The 20985-nt window shown below is 48.9% G+C and carries 15 protein-coding genes, 1 other RNA gene and 2 other annotated features; of the genes, 13 read left to right on the top strand and 3 right to left on the bottom strand.

Annotated elements, in window-relative coordinates; genetic code table 11:
* Positions 1–134: 134 nt before the first annotated feature.
* The 4 genes from ACTRXF_RS12295 (at position 135) to aspS (ending at position 6201) form a co-directional block, all read left to right on the top strand.
* A complete protein-coding gene (locus ACTRXF_RS12295; protein WP_322525709.1) occupies positions 135–2315 on the top strand; it encodes a RelA/SpoT family protein in 2181 nt (726 codons plus the stop codon).
* A gap of 30 nt (positions 2316–2345) precedes the next feature.
* Positions 2346–2804 carry a D-aminoacyl-tRNA deacylase gene (gene dtd / locus ACTRXF_RS12290; RefSeq protein ID WP_474279271.1) on the top strand — a complete coding sequence of 153 codons (459 nt, stop codon included), beginning with the start codon at positions 2346–2348 and terminating at the stop codon, positions 2802–2804.
* A 43-nt stretch (positions 2805–2847) separates the two neighbouring features.
* Positions 2848–3073: a binding site (T-box leader), on the top strand.
* A 60-nt stretch (positions 3074–3133) separates the two neighbouring features.
* On the top strand, positions 3134–4417 hold the full coding sequence (gene hisS / locus ACTRXF_RS12285; RefSeq protein ID WP_474279269.1) for a histidine--tRNA ligase: 1284 nt from the start codon (positions 3134–3136) through the stop codon (positions 4415–4417).
* Positions 4414–6201: an aspartate--tRNA ligase gene (aspS, locus tag ACTRXF_RS12280; protein WP_474261731.1), complete on the top strand. Its 1788-nt coding sequence runs from the start codon at positions 4414–4416 to the stop codon at positions 6199–6201. The genes hisS and aspS overlap by 4 nt, the downstream gene beginning before the upstream one ends.
* 4 nt (positions 6202–6205) lie before the next feature.
* Here aspS and ACTRXF_RS12275 read toward each other — a convergent pair whose 3' ends face one another.
* A complete protein-coding gene (locus ACTRXF_RS12275) occupies positions 6206–6502 on the bottom strand; it encodes a hypothetical protein (protein WP_474261732.1) in 297 nt (98 codons plus the stop codon).
* 97 nt (positions 6503–6599) lie between these two features.
* On the opposite strand from ACTRXF_RS12275, the gene ssrS reads away from it, so the two are divergent.
* Both ssrS and ACTRXF_RS12265 read left to right on the top strand, forming a co-directional pair.
* Positions 6600–6782: non-coding RNA, 6S RNA (ssrS, locus tag ACTRXF_RS12270), on the top strand.
* Between the two features lie 123 nt (positions 6783–6905).
* Positions 6906–9089, top strand: a complete 2184-nt coding sequence (locus ACTRXF_RS12265) for an ATP-binding protein (RefSeq protein ID WP_474279267.1) — start codon at positions 6906–6908, stop codon at positions 9087–9089.
* Between the two features lie 66 nt (positions 9090–9155).
* On the opposite strand, the gene ACTRXF_RS12260 is transcribed toward ACTRXF_RS12265, so the two are convergent.
* On the bottom strand, positions 9156–10439 hold the full coding sequence (locus ACTRXF_RS12260) for a replication-associated recombination protein A (RefSeq protein WP_474279264.1): 1284 nt from the start codon (positions 10437–10439) through the stop codon (positions 9156–9158).
* A gap of 221 nt (positions 10440–10660) precedes the next feature.
* Here ACTRXF_RS12260 and cymR point away from each other — a divergent pair, with 221 nt between their 5' ends.
* Both cymR and ACTRXF_RS12250 read left to right on the top strand, forming a co-directional pair.
* Complete coding sequence (gene cymR / locus ACTRXF_RS12255; RefSeq protein WP_027847299.1) at positions 10661–11080, top strand: cysteine metabolism transcriptional regulator CymR; 420 nt, start codon at positions 10661–10663, stop codon at positions 11078–11080.
* A 92-nt stretch (positions 11081–11172) separates the two neighbouring features.
* On the top strand, positions 11173–11895 hold the full coding sequence (locus ACTRXF_RS12250) for a hypothetical protein (protein WP_474261735.1): 723 nt from the start codon (positions 11173–11175) through the stop codon (positions 11893–11895).
* A gap of 34 nt (positions 11896–11929) precedes the next feature.
* Here the strand turns inward: ACTRXF_RS12250 and ACTRXF_RS12245 are convergent, their stop codons facing one another.
* Positions 11930–12529 (bottom strand): hypothetical protein, encoded by a 600-nt coding sequence (locus tag ACTRXF_RS12245; RefSeq protein WP_474261736.1) that lies wholly within the window; start codon positions 12527–12529, stop codon positions 11930–11932.
* 162 nt (positions 12530–12691) lie between these two features.
* On the opposite strand from ACTRXF_RS12245, the gene ACTRXF_RS12240 reads away from it, so the two are divergent.
* From ACTRXF_RS12240 to alaS, 5 genes are all read left to right on the top strand, one after another.
* Complete coding sequence (locus tag ACTRXF_RS12240) at positions 12692–13846, top strand: cysteine desulfurase family protein (protein WP_474261737.1); 1155 nt, start codon at positions 12692–12694, stop codon at positions 13844–13846.
* On the top strand, positions 13843–14940 hold the full coding sequence (gene mnmA / locus ACTRXF_RS12235) for a tRNA 2-thiouridine(34) synthase MnmA (protein ID WP_474261738.1): 1098 nt from the start codon (positions 13843–13845) through the stop codon (positions 14938–14940). Before ACTRXF_RS12240 ends, mnmA begins: the two co-directional genes overlap by 4 nt.
* A 100-nt stretch (positions 14941–15040) precedes the next feature.
* Entirely contained in the window at positions 15041–15703 is a 663-nt protein-coding gene (locus tag ACTRXF_RS12230) for a tetratricopeptide repeat protein (RefSeq protein WP_474261739.1), read from the top strand.
* A gap of 9 nt (positions 15704–15712) precedes the next feature.
* Positions 15713–18007: an SF1B family DNA helicase RecD2 gene (gene recD2, locus ACTRXF_RS12225; RefSeq protein ID WP_474261740.1), complete on the top strand. Its 2295-nt coding sequence runs from the start codon at positions 15713–15715 to the stop codon at positions 18005–18007.
* Positions 18008–18044: 37 nt separating this feature from the next.
* Positions 18045–18249 (top strand) — a binding site (T-box leader).
* Between the two features lie 64 nt (positions 18250–18313).
* Positions 18314–20956, top strand: coding sequence for an alanine--tRNA ligase (gene alaS, locus ACTRXF_RS12220; RefSeq protein ID WP_474261741.1), 2643 nt, complete (start codon positions 18314–18316; stop codon positions 20954–20956).
* The last annotated feature ends 29 nt before the right edge of the window (positions 20957–20985 follow it).

The following is a 20985-nucleotide window of genomic DNA, read 5'->3' as shown; positions in this document are numbered from 1 at the left end:
TCTGCGGCGGAAAAAAGGCCTGAGGCTTGAAATTAGAGTCAATTAGCGTTATATTTCTTCATATTCAGATATTTATATCCGGTAGGTGTACCGTGTATCTATTATAAGGTGGAAAGGCGAATAAGGGTGATTCCATGACGATTGATGAAGTAATGGAAAAAGCGGGCGTTTATTTATCCGAAGCGAATGTCGCTTTTTTGGATAAAGCTTATCATTATGCAGAAAAAGCCCATCAGGAACAATACCGGAAGTCAGGCGAGCCTTATATCCTGCACCCTATTCAGGTAGCCGGTATTCTAATAGAACTGCAGTTGGATCCTGATACGATCGCAGCTGCTTTTATGCATGATGTGGTTGAAGACACAGAAGTGACCGTCGAAGATCTCGAACGGGAATTTAACAGCGAAGTTGCCATGCTTGTGGACGGCGTCACGAAGCTGAAAAAAATTAAATACAAATCGAAGGAACAGCAGCAGGCGGAAAACCACCGCAAGATGGTGGTCGCAATGGCCAAGGATATCCGGGTGATCCTGATTAAGCTTGCGGACCGCCTGCACAACATGCGGACCCTGAAGCATCTTCCACCGGAAAAACAGCGCCGCATTTCTAATGAAACATTGGAAATTTTTGCCCCGCTTGCTCATCGATTAGGTATTTCCACAATCAAATGGGAGCTTGAGGACACGGCGCTCCGTTACCTCGAGCCCCAGCAGTATTATCGCATTGTGAATTTGATGAAACAAAAGCGTGCCGAACGGGAAGAATACATTGACCAGGTGATTGATAACATTCAGGAAAACGTGAATGATTTAAAAATCAATGCCGAAATGTACGGACGGCCTAAGCATATTTACAGCATTTACCGAAAAATGGTGAAGGATAAAAAGCAGTTTAATGAAATTTATGACCTGCTGGCTGTACGTATTATTGTTGACAGCATTAAAGACTGTTACGCCGTGCTTGGAATCATTCACACCTGTTGGAAGCCGATGCCGGGCCGGTTTAAGGACTATATCGCCATGCCGAAGGCTAATATGTACCAGTCCCTTCATACGACCGTCATCGGGCCGAACGGTGAGCCCCTTGAAGTACAGATACGCTCCAGGGAAATGCACCGTATCGCCGAATTTGGTGTAGCAGCCCATTGGGCGTATAAGGAAGGCAAAGACGCGCAGAACAAACAGTCCCTTGAAGACAAGCTCACCTGGTTCCGTGAAATTCTGGAATGGCAGGATGATACGCCGGACGCCCAGGAGTTTATGGAATCGCTCAAGATCGACTTGTTTTCCGACATGGTATTTGTGTTCACGCCAAAGGGCGATGTCATTGAGCTTCCGAGAGGCTCAGTCCCGATTGATTTCGCCTACCGGATTCATACGGAGATTGGCAACCGGTCGATTGGGGCAAAGGTGAATGGCAAAATGGTGCCGCTCGATCATGAGCTGACTACCGGCGATATTGTGGAAATGCTTACGTCCAAGCATTCCTACGGCCCCAGCCAGGATTGGCTGAAGCTGACGAAAAGCTCTCATGCCAAAAACAAAATTAAGCAGTTTTTCAAAAAAGAACGGCGTGAAGAAAACATTCAAAAAGGCCGTGAAATGGTGGAGCGCGAGCTGCGGGCGCAAAACTACGAGCCAAAAGAGATATTAAACGAAGAGAACCGGCAGGAAACAGCTGACAAATTCAGCTTTTCCAACGATGAAGATATGTTTGCGGCAGTAGGATATAACGGGGTCAGTCCGAAGCAGATCGTTACAAGGCTGACTGACCGGGCCCGCCAGGAGCAGGAGCAGGCCGCTGAACAAAAGTCTGTAGCTGAAGCCGTTAAAGACGTACAGCCTGCAACGCCGACGAGAAAGACTGGTGCCGGAGTTAGAGTGAAAGGCGTCGATAATCTGCTCGTGCGCCTATCGCGGTGCTGTAACCCGGTTCCCGGCGATGAAATTGTAGGCTTTATTACAAAAGGCCGGGGTGTTTCCGTGCACCGTAGCGACTGTCCAAATATTAAAAACGAAGATTCAGAACCACGTCTGTTGTCTGTGGAATGGGAAGGCGCAGCTGAGAAATCGAAAAACTATAATGTAGATATTGAAGTGACCGGCTATGACCGTCGCGGGCTTTTAAACGCTGTACTGCAGGCGGTGACTGAAACGAAAACCAACATGAGTGCTGTCAGCGGCAAAGCAGATAAAAACAAAATGGCTATTATTCACGTAACAGTAAATATCAGCAATACCGATCATCTGCGCCGGGTCGTGGATAAAATTAAGGGACTTCCTGACATTTATTCCGTACGGCGGGTGATGCATTAACGATTTGCAGGAAAGAAAGGGTCGTTCAGCGTGAAAGTGGTACTGCAGAGAAGCAAAGAGGCGGCGTGCCGCGTCGGGGATGAAATAACAGGAGAAATATCTTCAGGACTGGTGCTTTTTGTAGGCATTCACGGAGAAGATACGGAAAAGGACCTGGCGTGGATGGCCGAGAAGGTGAGTAATCTCCGCGTATTTGAAGACGAAGCGGGGAAAATGAACCGGTCTGTGCTCGACGCGGGAGGCCGCGTGTTATCTATTCCTCAGTTTACGCTCTATGGTAATACGCAGAAAGGACGCCGGCCGAACTTTATGGAGGCGGCCCCGCCGGAGCAGGCCAAAGCGTACTACCTCCAGTTTAACGACCTTCTCGCAGAACAAAGTGTTCATGTGGAAACAGGAGTGTTCGGCGCGGATATGGATATATCTCTTACGAATGACGGCCCGGTGACACTCATCCTGGATTCCCCGAAAAGCCAGGGAAATGGTTGACAATCCCCGGGAAGATTCGTAAGATTGTTTTACAGAAGAACAGCTAAAGCCGATGATAAAGAAAGTAAACAGCGCGGCAGACTGCCAGAGAGGAAGGACCTGAGGCTGGAAGTCCTTCTCTTTCTCCCCTGTTGAAAGACACTTTATAGGTTTTATTTCGAACGCTGCCAAGCAGCCGGTAGGAATAAACGTACGCCTTCGTTACAGGCATAAAGTGGAAACGAGTGTCGTTTCAATTAGGGTGGCAACGCGGATCAACCGTCCCTCATGATTCATGAGGGACGGTTTTTTTATGTGGAAAGATTGAACATATTAAGGGAGGAAAGAGCATGGCTTATCGAATTCCAAGAGGAACCCAGGATATACTGCCGGGCGAGTCGGAAAAATGGCAGTTTATTGAACAAAAAATAGACGATATCTGCAGCCGGTTCAACTACAGTGAAATAAGAACCCCTGTTTTTGAACAAACCGAGCTGTTTGCACGGGGAGTGGGGGACTCCACGGATATTGTACAAAAAGAAATGTACACGTTCGAAGACAAAGGCGGAAGACAGCTCACACTCCGCCCGGAAAATACGGCATCTATCGTGCGTTCCTATGTAGAAAACAAAATGTACGGATGGGCTGGACAGCCGGTGAAACTGTATTACACCGGGCCGATGTTTCGCTATGAGCGTCCGCAGTCCGGACGTATGAGGCAGTTTGTGCAATTCGGTGTGGAAGCGATCGGAAGTGCGGATCCTGCGATTGATGCAGAAGTTATCGGACTTGCCATGCAGTTTTATGAAGAAATGAATCTCAAGGGCCTTAAGCTGGTTGTCAACAGCCTTGGGGACAAGGAGAGCCGCACGGCTCACCGTGAGGCGCTTGTTTCTCATTTTGAGCCCCGTATCGGAGAATTCTGCAGTGACTGCCAGGAGCGCCTGCATACCAATCCGCTCCGGATTCTGGACTGCAAAAAGGATAAAGACCACCCGCTGATGGCAGATGCGCCTTCTATTCTTGATCACTTAAATAAAGAGTCAAGCAGCTATTTCAACCAGGTGAAAACAATGCTTGATGAAATGGGCATTCCTTACGAGGTGGATGCGAACCTTGTACGCGGTCTTGATTATTACACCCACACGGCCTTCGAAATTATGATTGAAGGAGAAGGCTTTGGCGCGATTACAACGCTTATGGGCGGTGGCCGCTACAATGGGCTGATTGAGGATATTGGCGGACCGGACACGCCTGGTATCGGCTTTGCGCTTAGCATTGAGCGGCTGCTGATGGCACTCAATACCCAGAACGTTGAACTGCCGGCAGAAAAAAACCTGGACTGCTACATTGTAGCAATGGGAGAAGAAGCCAAAAAGCGCTCCGTTTCCCTGGTGCATGAGCTCCGGAGGGCAGGCGTCAAAGCCGATAAGGATTACATGGACCGTAAAACAAAAGCCCAGTTTAAAGCCGCGGACCGTACAAACAGTACCTTTACCGTGGTCATTGGCGACGATGAGCTGGAAGCAGAAGCAGTTAACATTAAAAATATGGAAACCGGCACGCAGGAAGAAGTGCCGCTGTCGGCATTTATTACTACTATGCAGGAACGTACAGGGAGGAAAGCACAATGATAGGACGGACGCATCATTGCGGAGACATTCAGGAAGCGCTGATAGGCGAAAAGGTAAGATTGAAGGGCTGGGCCCAGACCCGCCGGGACCTGGGCCAGGTGGTATTTATTGATCTCAGGGACCGTTCGGGGATCGTGCAGATAGTAGCGACTCCGGAACAGTCCCAGGAGGCACTGAACGCAGCGGAAAGGGTCCGCAGTGAATACGTGCTCGACGTAGAAGGAATTGTCGTACAGCGCGATGAAGAAACGTACAATGAAAAAATCCCCACCGGAAAGGTGGAAGTCCGGGTTGATAAGCTTTCAATTATGAATGCCTCAAAACCACTGCCGTTTCAGATTGAAGCAGATACTAATGTTTCTGAAGATGTCCGGCTCCGCTACCGCTACCTTGATCTTCGGCGTCCGGACATGCAGGAGACGTTCAAACTCCGTCATCAGACAACCAGGTTTATCCGCCGTTTTCTCGATGACCGTGATTTTTTCGATATGGAAACACCGATGCTCACCAAAAGCACGCCTGAAGGCGCAAGAGACTATCTGGTGCCAAGCCGGGTCCACCCCGGGGAATTTTATGCTCTGCCACAGTCCCCGCAGCTGTTTAAACAGCTTTTAATGGTCTCGGGATTTGAGCGTTATTACCAGATTGTACGTTGTTTCCGGGATGAGGACCTGCGGGCTGACCGGCAGCCAGAATTTACCCAGGTGGACATTGAGACGGCCTTTCTGGACACAGAGGACCTGTTCTCCATGATGGAAACAATGATGGCCGGGCTGTTAAAGGAAACGCGCGGTGTCGACATTGAAACACCATTCCCCCGTATGACGTATTATGAAGCGATGAACCGCTACGGATCCGACAAGCCGGAAACAAGATTTGGCATGGAGCTTGTAGAGCTGACCGATGTTTTGAAGAACAGTGATTTTAAAGTATTCAAAAATGCTGCGGCTTCGGGAGGCATCATTAAAGGACTGAACGTCAAAGGCGTGGCTAACCAGATGTCGCGCAAGGAAATTGACGATCTGGCAGAATTTGTGGCTGCCTACGGGGCGAAAGGGCTTGCCTGGCTGAAGGTAGAGGAAGAGGAACTGAAAGGCCCGGTTGCGAAGTTCTTAAGCGATGAGGAAACAGCATCGCTCCGGGAAGCGATGGGAGCAGAAGCAGAAGATCTACTGTTCTTTGGAGCAGACAGCCACCAGGTGGTTTGGGATTCTCTTGGTGCCCTGCGCCTGAAATTCGGAAAAGAGCTCGACATGATTGACCGCAGCACCTTTAATTTCCTATGGGTCACAGAATTTCCGTTGATGGAATATAACAAAGACGAAGACCGCTATGTAGCGATGCACCATCCATTTACACGGCCGGTGGAGGACGATGCCCACCTGCTTGAAACAAAGCCGGAAGATATCAGAGCCGAGGCTTACGACCTCGTGTTGAATGGTTATGAAATTGGCGGGGGATCGCAGCGTATTTATGAAAAAGATCTGCAGGAGAGAATGTTTACGGCTCTTGGATTTAATAAAGAAGAGGCGAAAGAACAGTTCGATTTTCTTATGGAAGCCTTTGATTACGGTGCACCGCCACACGGTGGCATAGCGTTTGGCCTTGACCGGATTGTCATGATCCTCGCAGGCAGAAATAATCTGAGAGATACGATCGCCTTCCCGAAAACGGCGAGCGCAACCGATCCATTAACTCAGGCGCCTGGGAAAGTCAGCAGCAGACAGCTTGATGAACTTCATCTTAAGCTCGATGTGTTTGAAAAAGACGAGGAAGACGAATAAAAAGCTATAAATGGTCAAGCTGATGAAACTTTTCAACAAAAACACCGGGGTCTGAATTGATCTGAAAAGTGCGGATGCCCTGAATCGTGTGAATGTAAAGAAAACCTATTTTTCCAGGTTCATAGCGGTATGATACGTCGAGCACTTCCTTGAGAGGGTAAGAAATCTCCTGATCGTGGCCGTAGGCGATATGATCTTCTTTCAAGCAAAGAGGGATTTCCACAGGGACCCGTTTTTTCTGAAAATCCTCAATTACGTGTTCTGTATACGTTGCATTAAGCCTGGCTAGTGTTTCTGTCATCATCTGCTCCTTTTAAGGCTCTGGCCACCTTGGAATGTTGTAGTAACGTTCTTGACCGAATTATACGAAAGTGCTAATATATAATCAAACAATGTGAAGAGTCCTGAGGTGTTCGTGAAGCACTGATCGTTTTGAGCCAACACATTCACATTGGGAGCCTGTCGTCTTGTTCTGGAGTACAAGCCTCAATGTTTGGGGAAGTATGAACGAACAAGCAAGGCACCCACCTGCCATGAGCAGGTTCAAAAACAAGTTCGTTTGACGGCACATTGGGACTCTTCCTGTTTTATTTAAATTGTTATGCATCCTCCGGCGCGTGAACAGTGCACCGGAGGTTTTTTACATAAATCCGGCGAAACTGGTGAATTGTTACGGCAGTAAGAGAAACGCAGGTGAACATACATTGAGAAAACTCCGCTCTAAGCTTCTGGTAATCACCTTAATTATAACAGCGCTTCCGCTGTTAATCTTTGGGGTGGTTTTGTTCGAATCCCAGCGTTCAGAAATGGAATCCCAGCTTGAGGGTTCTTTATTTTCGTTGTCCAATAATCTGTCGTTAACGATGGAAAGTGTTCTGTCGGAACGAATGAATGATCTGGATATGATGACGATGAATCCCGTTTTGCAGGATGAGAATGCAGAGCCTTCCGATATACGAAACGAGCTTGAACAAATGGTGGAAGCGGAAAATTTATATATGGGCATTGTTTACATAGATACGAATGGAGATATTGTTACGTCCACCCGGGATGAAGTGATAGGCAAAAACGTCTCCGACCGCGTATGGTACCAGAAGGCACGCGAGGGAAATCCAACGCTTGAAGAAGCGTTTATAGATCCAATTTTAAAGCAGCCAATTATTCCTCTCGCAGGACCGGTGGAAAATGATGCAGGAAATGTGATGGCTGTCATCTCCCCCTCAATTAATGAAAATGCGCTGTGGGAAGTGCTCTGGCAGCGCCTGAATAAAATGGGCGAGCATGAACGTTTTTCCGGTCAGGCCTTTGTCGTTAATAATGAAGGAGAATACATTGCTTACCCGAACTCGGGCTACGTGCTGGAGGAAAGCTTTCTTAAAGAGCAGGGAATGGAAGAAAATTCTATCGAAGAGCTGATCGCGGGGCAGGAGGATCAGCTGATTGAGCACGGAAATGATGTTTCCGTAGTTACCCCGGTGGAGAACGTTGGAAGTCTGGCAAATGAATGGTACGTCGGCTATACGGTACCAAAAAGCGGGTTCTACGCGAATCTCCGGCAGCTTGTCTACAGCTACTTGTTTGTTTTCAGCATTGTTTTGATTATTACGGTATTTGCCGTTTTTAAGCTGTCCAAATACATTGTGCATCCTGTCGAGCGCCTTGCAGAAGCGACAAGCCGTTTTGCAATAGGTAAAAAGGTGTTTCCGCTGCAGACCAATGCCTACGAAGAAGTGGACGTGCTGACTAATACATTTAATCATATGTCAGAACAGCTTGAAGAAAGAGAGCGGGGGCACCGCCAGTCCACGATGATTCTGGAAACGACAGATAACGGGGTAATAGCTGTTTCCAGAGATTTTACGAATATCACCACGTTTAATGCTATGTGTGAAAAGCTGTTTGGACTCGACCGGAAAGAGGCACTCGGACACTCCGTGCAGCAGGTAATGCAAAAATCTGAAGACTTCCGCATGTTCGCACAGGAAATAGAAGCACACCGCCTGAATGACATGCAGCTGGAAATGAAAGAAATCGAAGCCCCAATCAATGGAAAAAACCGTACTTTCTTAGTGAATATGACAGTTCTCCCTCCCGTGGATTCCCGGGAGTCCTCTGAGGGCATTGTACTTATATTTAACGATATTACAGAAAAGAAGGACATGGAAAATGAGCTTGTCCGAAGCGAAAAGCTGAAAATGGTAGGGCAGCTGTCTGCAGGTTTTGCACATGAAATCAGGAACCCACTCACCACTATCAAAGGATTCGTTCAGCTGTTCCGCCAGGCGGCGAAAAAAGAAAAGGATATTCAGCATTACGATTTAGTACTGAACGAAATTGACCGGATGAACAGCATTGTGGAAGATCTGCTTGGTCTTGCCAGACCTACCAGCTCCGGCGATGAACACAGTATTCAGGTGAACAGCCTGCTTGAAGAACTGCTCGAGCTTTACAGCCAGCAGGCTGTAAAAAACAAAACGTTCATTTATACGAATTTTGATGATCTTCCGGAAATCATCGGGGACCGCAAGAAATTATCCCAGGTGTTTGTGAATCTGATCAAAAACGGTCTGGAAGCGATGCCGGACGGAGGCGTGCTGCGGGTGGAAACATCCATGCACTGGACCGGAGAGCCATATTATGAAGTGAAAATAAAGGATACTGGAAGCGGTATGAGTGAAGAGCAGCTGCAGAAAATCGGAAATCCTTTTTATACGACCAAATCAAACGGAACCGGTCTCGGGCTGATGACCGTGTTTCAAATTGTGGAGGATTTTAAAGGAACGCTGGAGGTCGATTCCGCTCCTGGAAGCGGAACCGAATTTAACGTGCGGCTCCCGGCGCAGCTGGCCGGGGAAACGACGAGCAGTGAGAGCCAAAATGTAAATTAAAGACGCCTGTACTTAAGGCGTCTTTTTGGTGTAAACCCCGATTCGACAGGCGGCACAGCAGGCCGCTTATGTTTTCTTCTTTGCTGGTTTGATCTGGTAGTACACGTCCGCCAGGGCTTTTTCAAATTTGCTGTTGTTTTTCGGTTCGTAATACTGCTCGTTTTTAAGCTTGTCTGGCAGGTACTGCTGCGGCACCCATCCCCGCTCGTCATTATGCGGGTACTCGTACTCGCTGCCGCGGCCAAGAGCACCGGCCCCTTTGTAATGGGAGTCCCGGAGATGGGAGGGAATACCTGGCGTGCCTGCTTTCAGCATCGCCTCCCGCGCTGCATCAAGCGCTTTATAAGCGCTGTTTGATTTAGGGGAAAGGCAGAGCTCTATGACGGCATCCGCAAGCGGTATTCTTCCTTCCGGGAAGCCCAGCCGCTCGGCAGCTTCAACAGCAGCAAGGGCCCTCGGACCCGCCTGGGGGTTTGCCAGCCCGATGTCCTCATAGGCAGTGACGATAAGCCGGCGGCCGATGCTGATTAAGTCCCCGGCTTCAATTAAACGGGCGAGGTAATGAAGCGCGGCGTCAGGGTCACTGCCCCGAATGGATTTTTGGAAGGCGGAAAGCACATCGTAATGGTGGTCGCCGTCTTTATCGTGAGTGAAACGCTTCTGTTGAATGCATTCCTCCGCCACCCTTTGAGTAATGCGGATGATTCCGTCATCGTCCGGCTTCGTGCTGAGCACGGCAAGCTCAAGCGCGTTAAGCGCAGCACGCACATCGCCGCCGCCCGCTTCGGCCAGATGCGTGTGTGCCTCCGTGGTTATTTCTGTCTGGTACGCGCCCATCCCATTCTTTGGATCACGGAGACTGCGTTCGATCAGCTGCTTCATTTCTGGTATGGAAAGCGGCAGCACCTCAAATATATGTGTGCGGCTGCGTATTGCCGGGTTAATAGCGTGGTAGGGATTGGCAGTAGTAGCTCCAATCATGATAATCAATCCGCTCTCAAGGTAGGGAAGCAGAAAGTCCTGTTTTGTTTTATCGAGCCGGTGCACTTCGTCCATAATGACAATCAGCTGGTCTGACATTTTGGCTTCCTGCACGGCGAGTTCCATATCCTTTTTATTGTTCATAACGGCGTTCATTTTTTTATAGGCAATATCTGTACTTCCTGCGATGGCAGAGGCGATCGATGTTTTTCCTGTGCCCGGCGGGCCGTATAAAATCATGGAGGAAAGTTTCTTTGTTTCCACCATACGCGCAATCATTTTGCCTTCCCCGAGAATATGCTCCTGGCCGGTGACTTCTTCGATAGAGCCAGGACGCATCCGGTAGGCAAGAGGCTGTTTGGATGACATGTAGTTTCTCCTTTCGTAAACAGTTCACGTTGAAATTGTATCATGTTTTCTCTTATAGGAGGATGAACAGCACACCGCAGTTATGATATACTAACATTAATTCCAACTGTTTTTATCAGCATTAGAAGCTGGGCAGCCAAATGACAAAGCAACTAACCAATCAGCAGAATCATTGAAGATGTAACAGGTACTCACAGGCCTGACAGGAAGGGATGACGGCATTGAAAATTTCAACTAAAGGCAGATACGGACTGACGATTATGATGGCGCTTGCGAGAAAGCATGGGAGCGGCCCTACATCCCTGAAATCCATCGCACGGGATCATAATCTTTCCGAGCATTATTTGGAGCAGCTGATTGCTCCGCTTCGAAACGCCAGCCTCGTGAAGAGTGTGAGGGGGGCCTACGGTGGCTATATGCTTTCTAAAGAACCGGCTGACATAACGGCGGGCGATATTATCCGTGTCCTTGAAGGCCCAATCAGCCCGGTCGAGGTCCTCGATGACGAAGAGCCGGCTAAACGGGACCTATGGCTGAAAATCCGGGATGCTGTGAAGGATGTCCTCGATAGCACTACGCTTGATTATCTGGCGGAGTATCAGGGCGACGAAGAACAGGAAAATTATATGTTTTATATCTAACTCTTGAAGGTATGAAAAGTATACATGCGAAATCTCCACGCCGCATCCGGCATGGAGATTTTTTTATGATAAATTTTTCAGGGGGAATGGCCGTGGCCGTAGAAAATATTATCGTTGTTGTAATCTTTTTACTTATCCAGCTATTCGCAGATAAATTAATATCATCCGAAAAGATCGGTCGTTTCAGCTGGCTGTCATTTTCCGGAGGGGTGGCCGTCGCGTTTATTTTTGTGTACATACTTCCGTATCTGCATGATGAACAAAGCAAATATGGTGAAAGTTCTTTTCGGGGTTTGACGTTTGAGTCGGAATTTTATCTGCTCAGCCTGGTGGGACTTATCATTTACTTTGTTATTCACAATATTGCGGTGCGGGCCTATCATTCTACGAGCAGAGGGGAGGGGCAGTTTTTCTGGATTCAAATTGCCTTTTTTGCCCTGTATAATAGTATGGTCGCCTACACAGTGTTCGGATCCGACGTTCAGGGACTGCAGACAGTTTTTTACGGGGTGGCAATTGGGCTTCATTTTATGGCTATCTCGCATGATCTGCACCGGGAAGATGCGGGCAGGTATAAGCGGGGAAGGTATTATCTGGCAGGAGGTATTTTATTTGGCTGGATATTTGCCATTGTGTTTACGCTGCCGGAAATTGTACTGGCTATTACGTTTGCGGTCATTGCAGGCGCGATGATATTTAATGTGCTGAAAAAAGAAATGCCGACAGAAGAATCCGCTCATCTGCCGACCTTTTTATGGGCAGCATTCATCTATACTGTCGTAACAGAAATATTGAAGCTGCTGTTTAATTGGTAAGCGCGGCTGCATATAAAAAAGCAAACATTTCTAATTAAAGATCGTATTTAAGCGCAAGCTCGGCCGCCCGTAGCCGGGTATCGACCGTTTGATGCTCTTCAAGCATCTCCCTGACCGTTTCAATCGCTTTGCCCTTCAGCACACCGCCGCTGATAAACGCTACATCAAAAATGATTTCATTCAGCACATCGAGGTGGTGGGTTAAGTCTGTGATGGTTTTTGGCGAGCGGAGGGAGGCCTGCAGCTCTTTACTGAAATCATTGCGGTTAAGCGGCTCTTTGTTGAAAAACCAGCTGACGGTCTTCTGATGGGGATAGCCGAGGCCCTTTTTCTGGTTATCAACGTTTGGGACATAAATGTACTGCGAGGTGACCGTGCAGAAATATACGTCACGGTTGTTGTCGTCCGGCACAATCACGAGGTCGTCCAGTTTCATCTGGGAAATAAAATTGTACACATTCGTGGCTCCCTCATCCATATCAAAGCGGGCCAGTTCCTTTTTGATTTTTTCATAGCTGAGGCCATTCAGGGATTTTCCGATGGAATATCCAATAGCGATAAAATCATACTCTAAAAAATTATGCAGCTGGTTGGTGCCGTTAGGTAAAGGCCGGAGCATCCAAACATTTTTCACTCACACATCCCGCACTTTCATAAAATAATAGGAAACAAAATACATATTACACGGGAAACGAAAGCGCAGGCAAGGAAATAGACAAAAAAACTCCTATTTGTTAATGTAAAAAATAATGTTATTCCGATTATATGAAATAACTCCATTAGGAGGAGAAGAAATATGCCCGCTATATATGCAGATCATGCGGCCACTACGCCGCTTCATCCAGAAGTGGCTGAAGCTATGATCGATTCTATGAAAAAGCCGGCAGGAAACCCTTCGAGTGTCCACGAGTACGGCCGCGGGGCCAGGAAAAGACTCGACGGGGCCCGCCGTACGGTAGCGTCATCTATAAATGCAAGTCCGAAAGAGATTGTATGGACGAGCGGAGGCACAGAAAGTAACAACCTGGCGCTCCGCGGTTTTATGCATGCCAACCAGGAAAAAGGAAACCACCTGGTGACAAGTGCCATTGAGCACCATGCTGTATTGCATACGGCTCAGGCGCTTGAGAAAGAAGGATTTCAGGTCACATACGTACACCCCGACGAGCAGGGCATCGTTTCGGTGGAAAAAATTATGGCAGCAGTGACTGAGAAGACGGTACTGGTTTCATTAATGTATGTGAACAATGAAACAGGAGTGGTCCAGCCTGTCCATGAAGCTGCTGAAAAGCTTTCGGAAAAAGGTGTTGCCTTCCATACTGATATGGTGCAGGCCTATGGACAGCTGCCGTTTGACGTAAAAGAAACACCGGTAACGATGGCAACCATGACGGCTCATAAAATTAACGGTCCTGCAGGAGCAGGAGGTTTATTCGTTCGTCAGGGCACCAAAATTCGTCCGGAATTGACGGGCGGGGAACAGGAAAGAAAACGCCGGGCAGGCACGGAAAACGTAGCCGCCGTCGAAGGTTTTGCCAAAGCCGCTGAGCTGCAGATGAACAGTCTGGAGAAACGCCGGCAGGAGCTGGAATCGCTCAGTGCGGCATTTTTAGCTGAGCTTGACCGCAGCGGGGTCTTTTATCAAATTAACGGCGGGCATGCAGAAAAAAGTCCGCATATTTTAAATGTGTATTTCCCAGGAATTCAGCTCGAATCATTTCTTGTGCAGATGGATATGGAAGGCGTAGCCGTTTCAAGCGGTTCGGCATGCACTGCCGGGACTGTAGAACCGTCTCACGTCCTTGAAGCAATGTACGGCAAAGACGCACGTATCTATGAATCCGTCCGGTTCAGCTTTGGGTACGGAAACACCGTGGCAGATATGAAAACCACGGCGCAGGCAGCTGCGAAAATAAGCCGGAAAATGAAGGAAAAGGAGGCTTTGAAATGACCAATGAAGAGACACGGATTGTGGTAGGAATGTCCGGGGGAGTGGACTCCTCCGTTACGGCCGCTCTATTAAAAGAGCAGGGCTATGAAGTGATAGGTATTTTCATGAAAAACTGGGATGATACAGATGAGTCGGGAATGTGTACGGCAACGGAAGACTATGAAGACGTAATTGCGGTATGCAACCAATTAGACATCCCCTATTACGCTGTGAATTTTGAAAAAGAATACTGGGACCGGGTCTTTACGTACTTTCTGGAAGAATACAAAGCCGGCCGTACCCCGAATCCTGACGTGATGTGCAACAAAGAAATTAAGTTCCGTGCGTTTATCGACCACGCGTTTAATCTCGGGGCAGACTACGTCGCGACCGGGCACTATGCACGCGTGGACCATACCGGGAGCGGAACGTATCTTCTGCGCGGCGTGGACAGCAACAAGGACCAGACGTATTTTTTGAATCAGTTAAGCGAAGAGCAGCTGAGCCGTGTGCTGTTTCCACTCGGAGAGTATGACAAATCCGAAGTCCGGAAAATGGCGGAAGAGCGGGACCTTGAAACGGCTGGAAAGAAAGACAGCACCGGGATCTGCTTCATTGGAGAGCGGAATTTCAAGGATTTCCTGCAGGAGTATCTTCCAGCCCAGCCGGGCGACATGGAGAGCCCTGAAGGAGAAGTGAAGGGCCGCCACGACGGGCTGATGTACTACACGCTCGGCCAGCGCCAGGGGCTTGGTATCGGCGGCTCCGGGGAACCATGGTTTGTCGTGGATAAAGACATGGAACGTAACGTTCTGATTGTCGGACAGGGCGGCAATCATAAGCGATTGTATTCCGAGCAGCTGACTGCCTCTGAGCCTAACTGGATTCATGAGCCGGAAGCCTTTCCATTTTCCTGCACTGCGAAATTCCGGTACCGCCAGAAAGACCAGGGCGTTACCGTCCATCAAAAAACAAATGGAGAACTGCTCGTAGAGTTTGATGAACCGCAGCGCGCAGTGACTCCGGGACAGGCTGTAGTCTTTTATGACGGGGATGTGTGTCTTGGAGGTGCAACAATAGAAGAAGCGATGATGAAGGAAAGCGTTGCAACGTAACGTTTTCCTTTTTCTTGGTTCTTGCTGTTTGCCGGTAAGGCTTTTCAATCACCCGGGATCGTGAAATAATACAGAAACAAGACATGAAAAGGATGATAGTATGGATAAAAATCAGCAGGCAATGGAGCATTTGCAAAACGGGGATTTTGAAGAAGCAGCAAGGCTTTTGAATGAGCAGATGGAATCGGAACCGAATGACCCTGTCGCGTACATAAACTTCGGTAATCTGCTTGCAGAAGCCGGTGAAGATGATAAAGCCATCCGTTTTTTCACGAAAGCACTGCAGATTGATGAAACAGCAGCCACAGCCTACTACGGGGCTGGGAATGTATTATATAACCGGGAAGAGTACGCTGAGGCCATTACGATGTACAAAGGAGCCCAGCAGCAGGGACTTGAAGACTCTAGTCTGTTTTTCATGCTCGGACTGAGCTACCTGCAGTCCGACCGTCTTCCGTATGCGATTGCTAATTTCAAGCGCTCGGTGGAGCTCGACGAATCGGATGCCGAAGCCAGATATTATTACGCCCTGTCGCTTGCCCAGCAGGAGGAAGTTGATCAGGCGGAAGCAGAATTTAAAAAAGTGGTGGAGCAGGATCCGGATCATGCCGATGCCCACTATAATCTGGGAGTGGCTGCTCTGTTTAATGAACGGGCGGAGGAAGCTCTCAGCTTCTTCGAGAAAGCACTTGAAGCAGAGCCTGAACACGCATTGGCAGAGAACGGCAGACAGCAGGTTCAACAGCTGCTAAGCGAAAAGTGAGGTTGTGCTATGGAGAACGGACACGATGAACAGGAACTGCTCGAGCCCTACGTCCTCGGAACGGTGCAGCACGTTATATTTCGGAATGAAGAAAATGGCTACACAGTAGCGAAAGTGAAAATTAAAGAATCGATACCTGCCTTTGAAGAAAGTACAACGACCATCGTCGGCATTCTTCCAACGGTGGAGGCAAATGAACGGTATCGTTTTAACGGCGAGATTAAACAGCATCCGCGGTTTGGCACCCAGTATCAGGTCATCTCTTATCAAAAGGAAATACCGACCGAACGCTCAGCGTTAATCGACTATTTATCGAGTGACCGCTTCCCGTACATCGGGCCAAAGACAGCGGAAAAATTGGTCGACCGCTTTGGGGCCAAAGTAATTGATGAGGTTCTCGAGCGCCCGGAAGCCCTCGAAAAAATTCCCGGACTGAATGAAGAGAAACGCAGACAAATCCGCACCGCCATGCTCGAAAATCAGGGCATGGAGCATGCGATGACGCTTCTTGTACGATACGGATTCGGTACGGATCTTGGCGTGAAAATATACAATCAGTACCGCGAACGGACCCTTGATATTATTCAGCATGATCCCTACCAGCTCGTCTGGGATGTGGAAGGGGTCGGCTTTACAAAAGCGGACCGGCTCGGAGAAAACACCGGCATCCAAAAAAATGACCCAAGCCGTCTGAAGGCGGGAGTGCTGTTTGAACTGTATGAACGGACGATGCAGGACGGCCATGTGTATATCCCGAAGCAGCAGCTTCTTGACAGCGCAGAGCAGCTGCTTGCCGACCCTGCCGTTACTATTGATCAGCAGGAGCTGAAGCTCGTCCTGCAGGAGCTTGTAAATGAAGAACGGGTGCGTATTGACGATGATCGTGTTTATATCGCCTCTTTATATTTTGCGGAAAAAGGGTTTGCTGGCAGGGTGCATAAACTGCAGGAAGAAGCGGAAGAAAAAGAATATTCCCAGGCGGACCTGCTGCAGGCTCTCGGAGAAGTAGAAGAAAAGTTTGATATTGAGTATGCCGAACAGCAGAAGGAAGCAATCCAGACGGCTATGGAAGAGCCGGTAATGCTGCTTACAGGCGGACCGGGGACCGGAAAGACCACGATCATCCGGGCTATTGTGGAAGTGTACGCCTCGCTCTATGATGTTTCTCTGGACCCTTCCGAATATTCAGGCAAGAAGCCCTTCCCTGTACTGCTTGCTGCCCCGACCGGCCGGGCGGCGAAGCGGATGAAGGAGTCCACCGGCCTGCGTGCAGTGACAATTCATAAACTGCTCGGGTTTAGCGGGGAAGGAGAAAACGAGCTGTTTGAAAAGGATGAATATGAGCCTCTCGAAGGGGAGCTGCTGATTGTCGATGAAGTATCGATGGTGGACATGTGGCTGGCCAATCAGCTGATCCGTGCGGTCCCGAAAGGAATGAAGGTCGTGTTCGTTGGGGATGAGGATCAGCTTCCTTCGGTAGGGCCGGGCCAGGTGCTTGGAGATTTGCTTGAAGCCGGTACTATACCGACTGTAAGCTTGTCGGTTGTGTACAGGCAGACGAATCAGTCCTCGATTGTAGAGCTGGCCCATGCAATGAAGGAGGGCGGGCTGCCGGACGATTTTGAACAGCCGTTTGAAGACCGGCGGTTTTTCCCATGCACGAAAACTCAGGTTGCCGATGTGGTGGAGAAAACGTGTGCCGGTGCCATTCGCAAGGGCTACGATCCGATGGATATTCAGGTGCTTGCCCCGATGTACCGGGGAGAGGCAGGAATTCACGCCTTGAATGAACGGCTGCAGGAAATGTTTAACCCCCGGACGCCTCAAAAACGAAGTGTAACCTTCGGAGACGCTGTTTACCAGAAGGATGATATCGTTCTTCAGCTTGTAAACAACGGCGAGGAAGGTATATATAACGGGGACAAAGGTGTACTCGAAACGGTCTTTGAAGCAAAAGAAACTGTTGATAAAGAAATGCAGATTGTGTTTTCCTTTGACGAAAAGGAAGTCAGCTACACACGCCAGGATCTTAAACAAATCACTCTTGCCTACTGCACTTCTATTCACAAGGCGCAGGGAAGTGAATTTCCCATCGTAGTCGTACCGATGCTGATGTCCTACCGGCGGATGCTGCGCCGTAATTTATTGTACACAGCGATCACACGGGCAAAGGACTATTTAATTCTCTGCGGGGAAAAAGAAGCATTTATGTATGCCGTAAAGCAGGAGTCAAAAAATGAACGCTATTCGCATCTTCGGGAACGCCTGAAGAACCGGGAGGAAGATCCGGAGGAGCAGGCTTGACAGAAAATACGGTTTCCTATATAACTGAAACAGAATAACAAAAACAGTGATGGAACGAGTACGGTGGATATATTCTCACAGAGACCGGCAGCAGCGGCTGAAACTGCCGGAGAACAACCCGCCCGAACGCTGCTCCGGAGTGCAGGCAAACCCTGCCGGATCATCCACGTTACGGATGCTGAGTTGGCCGTGTTTTTTTATGCGGCAACCAGGGTGGTAACGCGAGTACACTCGTCCCTGTTTTCAGGGGCGGGTTTTTTTATTGAGATTTAAACGAAATGAAAACTCACGGGAGGCTGATCAATAATGCCAGCATTAACATCTACTGAAGTCCGGCGGCGCTTTTTAAACTTTTTTGAGGAAAAAGGACATACAATTGAGCCGAGCGCCTCGCTCGTTCCGCATGAGGATCCGACGCTTTTATGGATCAACAGCGGGGTAGCTACGATGAAAAAATACTTTGATGGACGGGTGATTCCTGAAAATCCGAGACTTGCGAATGCGCAAAAGTCCATCCGGACCAACGATATTGAAAACGTTGGAAGAACGACGCGCCATCACACATTTTTTGAAATGCTCGGAAATTTCTCGATTGGCGACTATTTTAAAAAAGAAGCTATCGAATGGGCATGGGAATTTTTAACGTCAGAGCGCTGGATAGGCTTTGATGAAAATAGGCTGTCGGTTACCGTTCATCCGGAGGATGACGAAGCATACCAGTACTGGAGAGAAATTATCGGCCTTCCAGAAGAACGGGTTATCCGTCTCGAAGAAAACTTTTGGGATATCGGCCAGGGACCGAGCGGGCCAAATACGGAAATCTTTTATGACCGTGGAGACAGCTGGGGAGATGATCCCCGGGATCCTGAGATGTATCCGGGAGGAGAAAATGAGCGTTATTTAGAGGTATGGAATCTCGTATTTTCCCAGTTTAATCATAACGCTGATGATACGTACACCCCTCTTCCAAAGAAAAACATTGATACTGGCATGGGGCTTGAACGGCTAGTCACCCTCGTTCAGGACGTGCCGACCAATTTTGACACCGATCTTTTCCGGCCGATAATCCGAAAGGTAGAAGAAGTATCCGGAAGAACGTACGGGGAAAATGAAGAGCAGGACATTGCTTTTCGTCTGATTGCCGATCACGTCCGGACTGTCAGTTTCTCCATCGGGGATGGGGCCCTCCCGTCCAATGAAGGACGCGGATACATTCTGCGCCGTCTGCTCCGCCGTGCGGTACGCTATGCCGGCTGGCTCGGTCAGGAGGAGCCGTTCATGCACAGACTGATAGGTGTCGTGGGCGAAATTATGGAAGACTATTATCCAGAAGTCCGCGAAAAGCAGTCCTTTATTGAACGTGTGGTAAAAACCGAAGAAGAACGTTTTCATGAAACGCTGACCGACGGGCTGAAAATGCTGAGGCAGGTAACAGAAAAAGCCCGTAATAAAGGTGAAACAGTGATTTCCGGTAAAGATGTTTTCCGCCTGTATGATACGTACGGCTTCCCGCCTGATTTAACGGCAGAATACGTAGTAGACGAAGGATTCGCGGTAGACAATGAAGAATTCGAAGTGGAAATGGAGGCCCAGCGGAGCCGGGCCCGTGCGGCGAGAAAAGACAGCGGTTCGATGCAGACTCAGGAGTCACTTCTGACAGATATCGACACAGAGAGCACATTTGTCGGCTACGAGCATTTTGACGTGGAAACAAGCGTTCAGACGCTGATTCACAATAAAGAACTCGTGGATACGGTCGGCGCCGGAGAACAGGTGCAGTTTATCCTGGAAAAAACCCCGTTTTATGCGGAAAGCGGCGGCCAGGTGGCAGACCGCGGCACGATCGTAAATGAAGCCGCAGGAATGGAAGCGGTAGTGGAAGATGTCCAGAAAGCTCCGAACGGCCAGCATCTTCATACGGCACGAATTGAAAAAGGCTCGCTTCGCAAGGGAATGCATGTAAGAGCGTCCATCGAAGAAAATACGAGAAGAAGTATTATTAAAAACCATACGGCGACCCACCTGCTGCATCAGGCTCTTAAAGATGTGCTGGGTGAGCATGTCAATCAGGCAGGGTCGATTGTGACAGATAACCGCCTCCGTTTTGACTTTTCCCATTTCGGACAGGTCACCGAGGAGGAAATAAAGCGGATCGAGCACCTTGTAAACGAAAAAGTGTGGTCCAACGTGTCGGTGCTGATTGAAGAAAAAGGAATCAATGAAGCGAAGCAGATGGGGGCCACTGCATTATTTGGTGAAAAATACGGGGAAAGAGTTCGCGTAGTACAGATCGGCGACTACAGCGTTGAACTGTGCGGCGGCTGCCATGTCGGCAGCACCTCCGAAGTCGGGGTGTTCAAGATTACAGGAGAATCCGGAATTGGCGCCGGTACCCGCCGCATCGAAGCTGTTACCGGCCAGTATGCGTATGAATACTTTGAAAGCAGAATGCAGCTGCTTGAAGAAACAGGCAGCATCATCCGGGCCCGTGCCATCGAAGATATTCCGCAGCGTGCAGAAGCTTTGCAGGAGCAGATTAGAAGCCTTCAAAAGGAAAATGAATCGCTGTCGCAGAAGCTGAGTAATCTTGAGGCCGGGGATCTTGCAGACGCGGCAGAAGAAATAAACGGTATTCCGGTGATTGCCAAAGAACTTCCAGGAGCAGATAAAGATACACTGCGGCAGACGGTGGATGAACTCAAACAGAAGCTTGGAAGCGGTATTGTCGTGCTTGGAACGTCGGAAGGGGAAAAAGTACAGCTTATTGCCGGAGTAACGAAAGATCTTACTGAACGGTACAAAGCAGGAGATATTGTGAAAAAAGCAGCGGAAGTATGCGGAGGCGGCGGAGGCGGCCGCCCGGATATGGCTCAGGCAGGAGGGAAACAGCCTGAGAAGCTTGGGGAAGCGTTAGAAGAAGCGAAGAACTTTATCTTAACCCTTTCCTAAACACCCCTATCTCATGTACAATATAATCG

It is taken from the genome of Marinococcus sp. LNHM3E3-2.2 (genome assembly GCF_056034385.1).
Note: the sequence above shows the minus strand (reverse complement) of the source record. Positions and strands in the feature narration are given on the sequence as shown.

Bases quoted from the DNA above. Each gene is read 5' to 3' on its own strand.
- ACTRXF_RS12260 (WP_474279264.1), bottom strand. From the start codon at position 10,439: ATGTCATCCAAACAGCCTCTTGCCTACCGGATGCGTCCTGGCTCTATC.
- mnmA (WP_474261738.1), top strand. From the start codon at position 13,843: ATGACCAATGAAGAGACACGGATTGTGGTAGGAATGTCCGGGGGAGTG.
- alaS (WP_474261741.1), top strand. From the start codon at position 18,314: ATGCCAGCATTAACATCTACTGAAGTCCGGCGGCGCTTTTTAAACTTT.
- aspS (WP_474261731.1), top strand. From the start codon at position 4,414: ATGATAGGACGGACGCATCATTGCGGAGACATTCAGGAAGCGCTGATA.
- ACTRXF_RS12295 (WP_322525709.1), top strand. From the start codon at position 135: ATGACGATTGATGAAGTAATGGAAAAAGCGGGCGTTTATTTATCCGAA.
- ACTRXF_RS12240 (WP_474261737.1), top strand. From the start codon at position 12,692: ATGCCCGCTATATATGCAGATCATGCGGCCACTACGCCGCTTCATCCA.
- recD2 (WP_474261740.1), top strand. From the start codon at position 15,713: ATGGAGAACGGACACGATGAACAGGAACTGCTCGAGCCCTACGTCCTC.
- hisS (WP_474279269.1), top strand. From the start codon at position 3,134: ATGGCTTATCGAATTCCAAGAGGAACCCAGGATATACTGCCGGGCGAG.
- ACTRXF_RS12275 (WP_474261732.1), bottom strand. From the start codon at position 6,502: ATGACAGAAACACTAGCCAGGCTTAATGCAACGTATACAGAACACGTA.
- ACTRXF_RS12230 (WP_474261739.1), top strand. From the start codon at position 15,041: ATGGATAAAAATCAGCAGGCAATGGAGCATTTGCAAAACGGGGATTTT.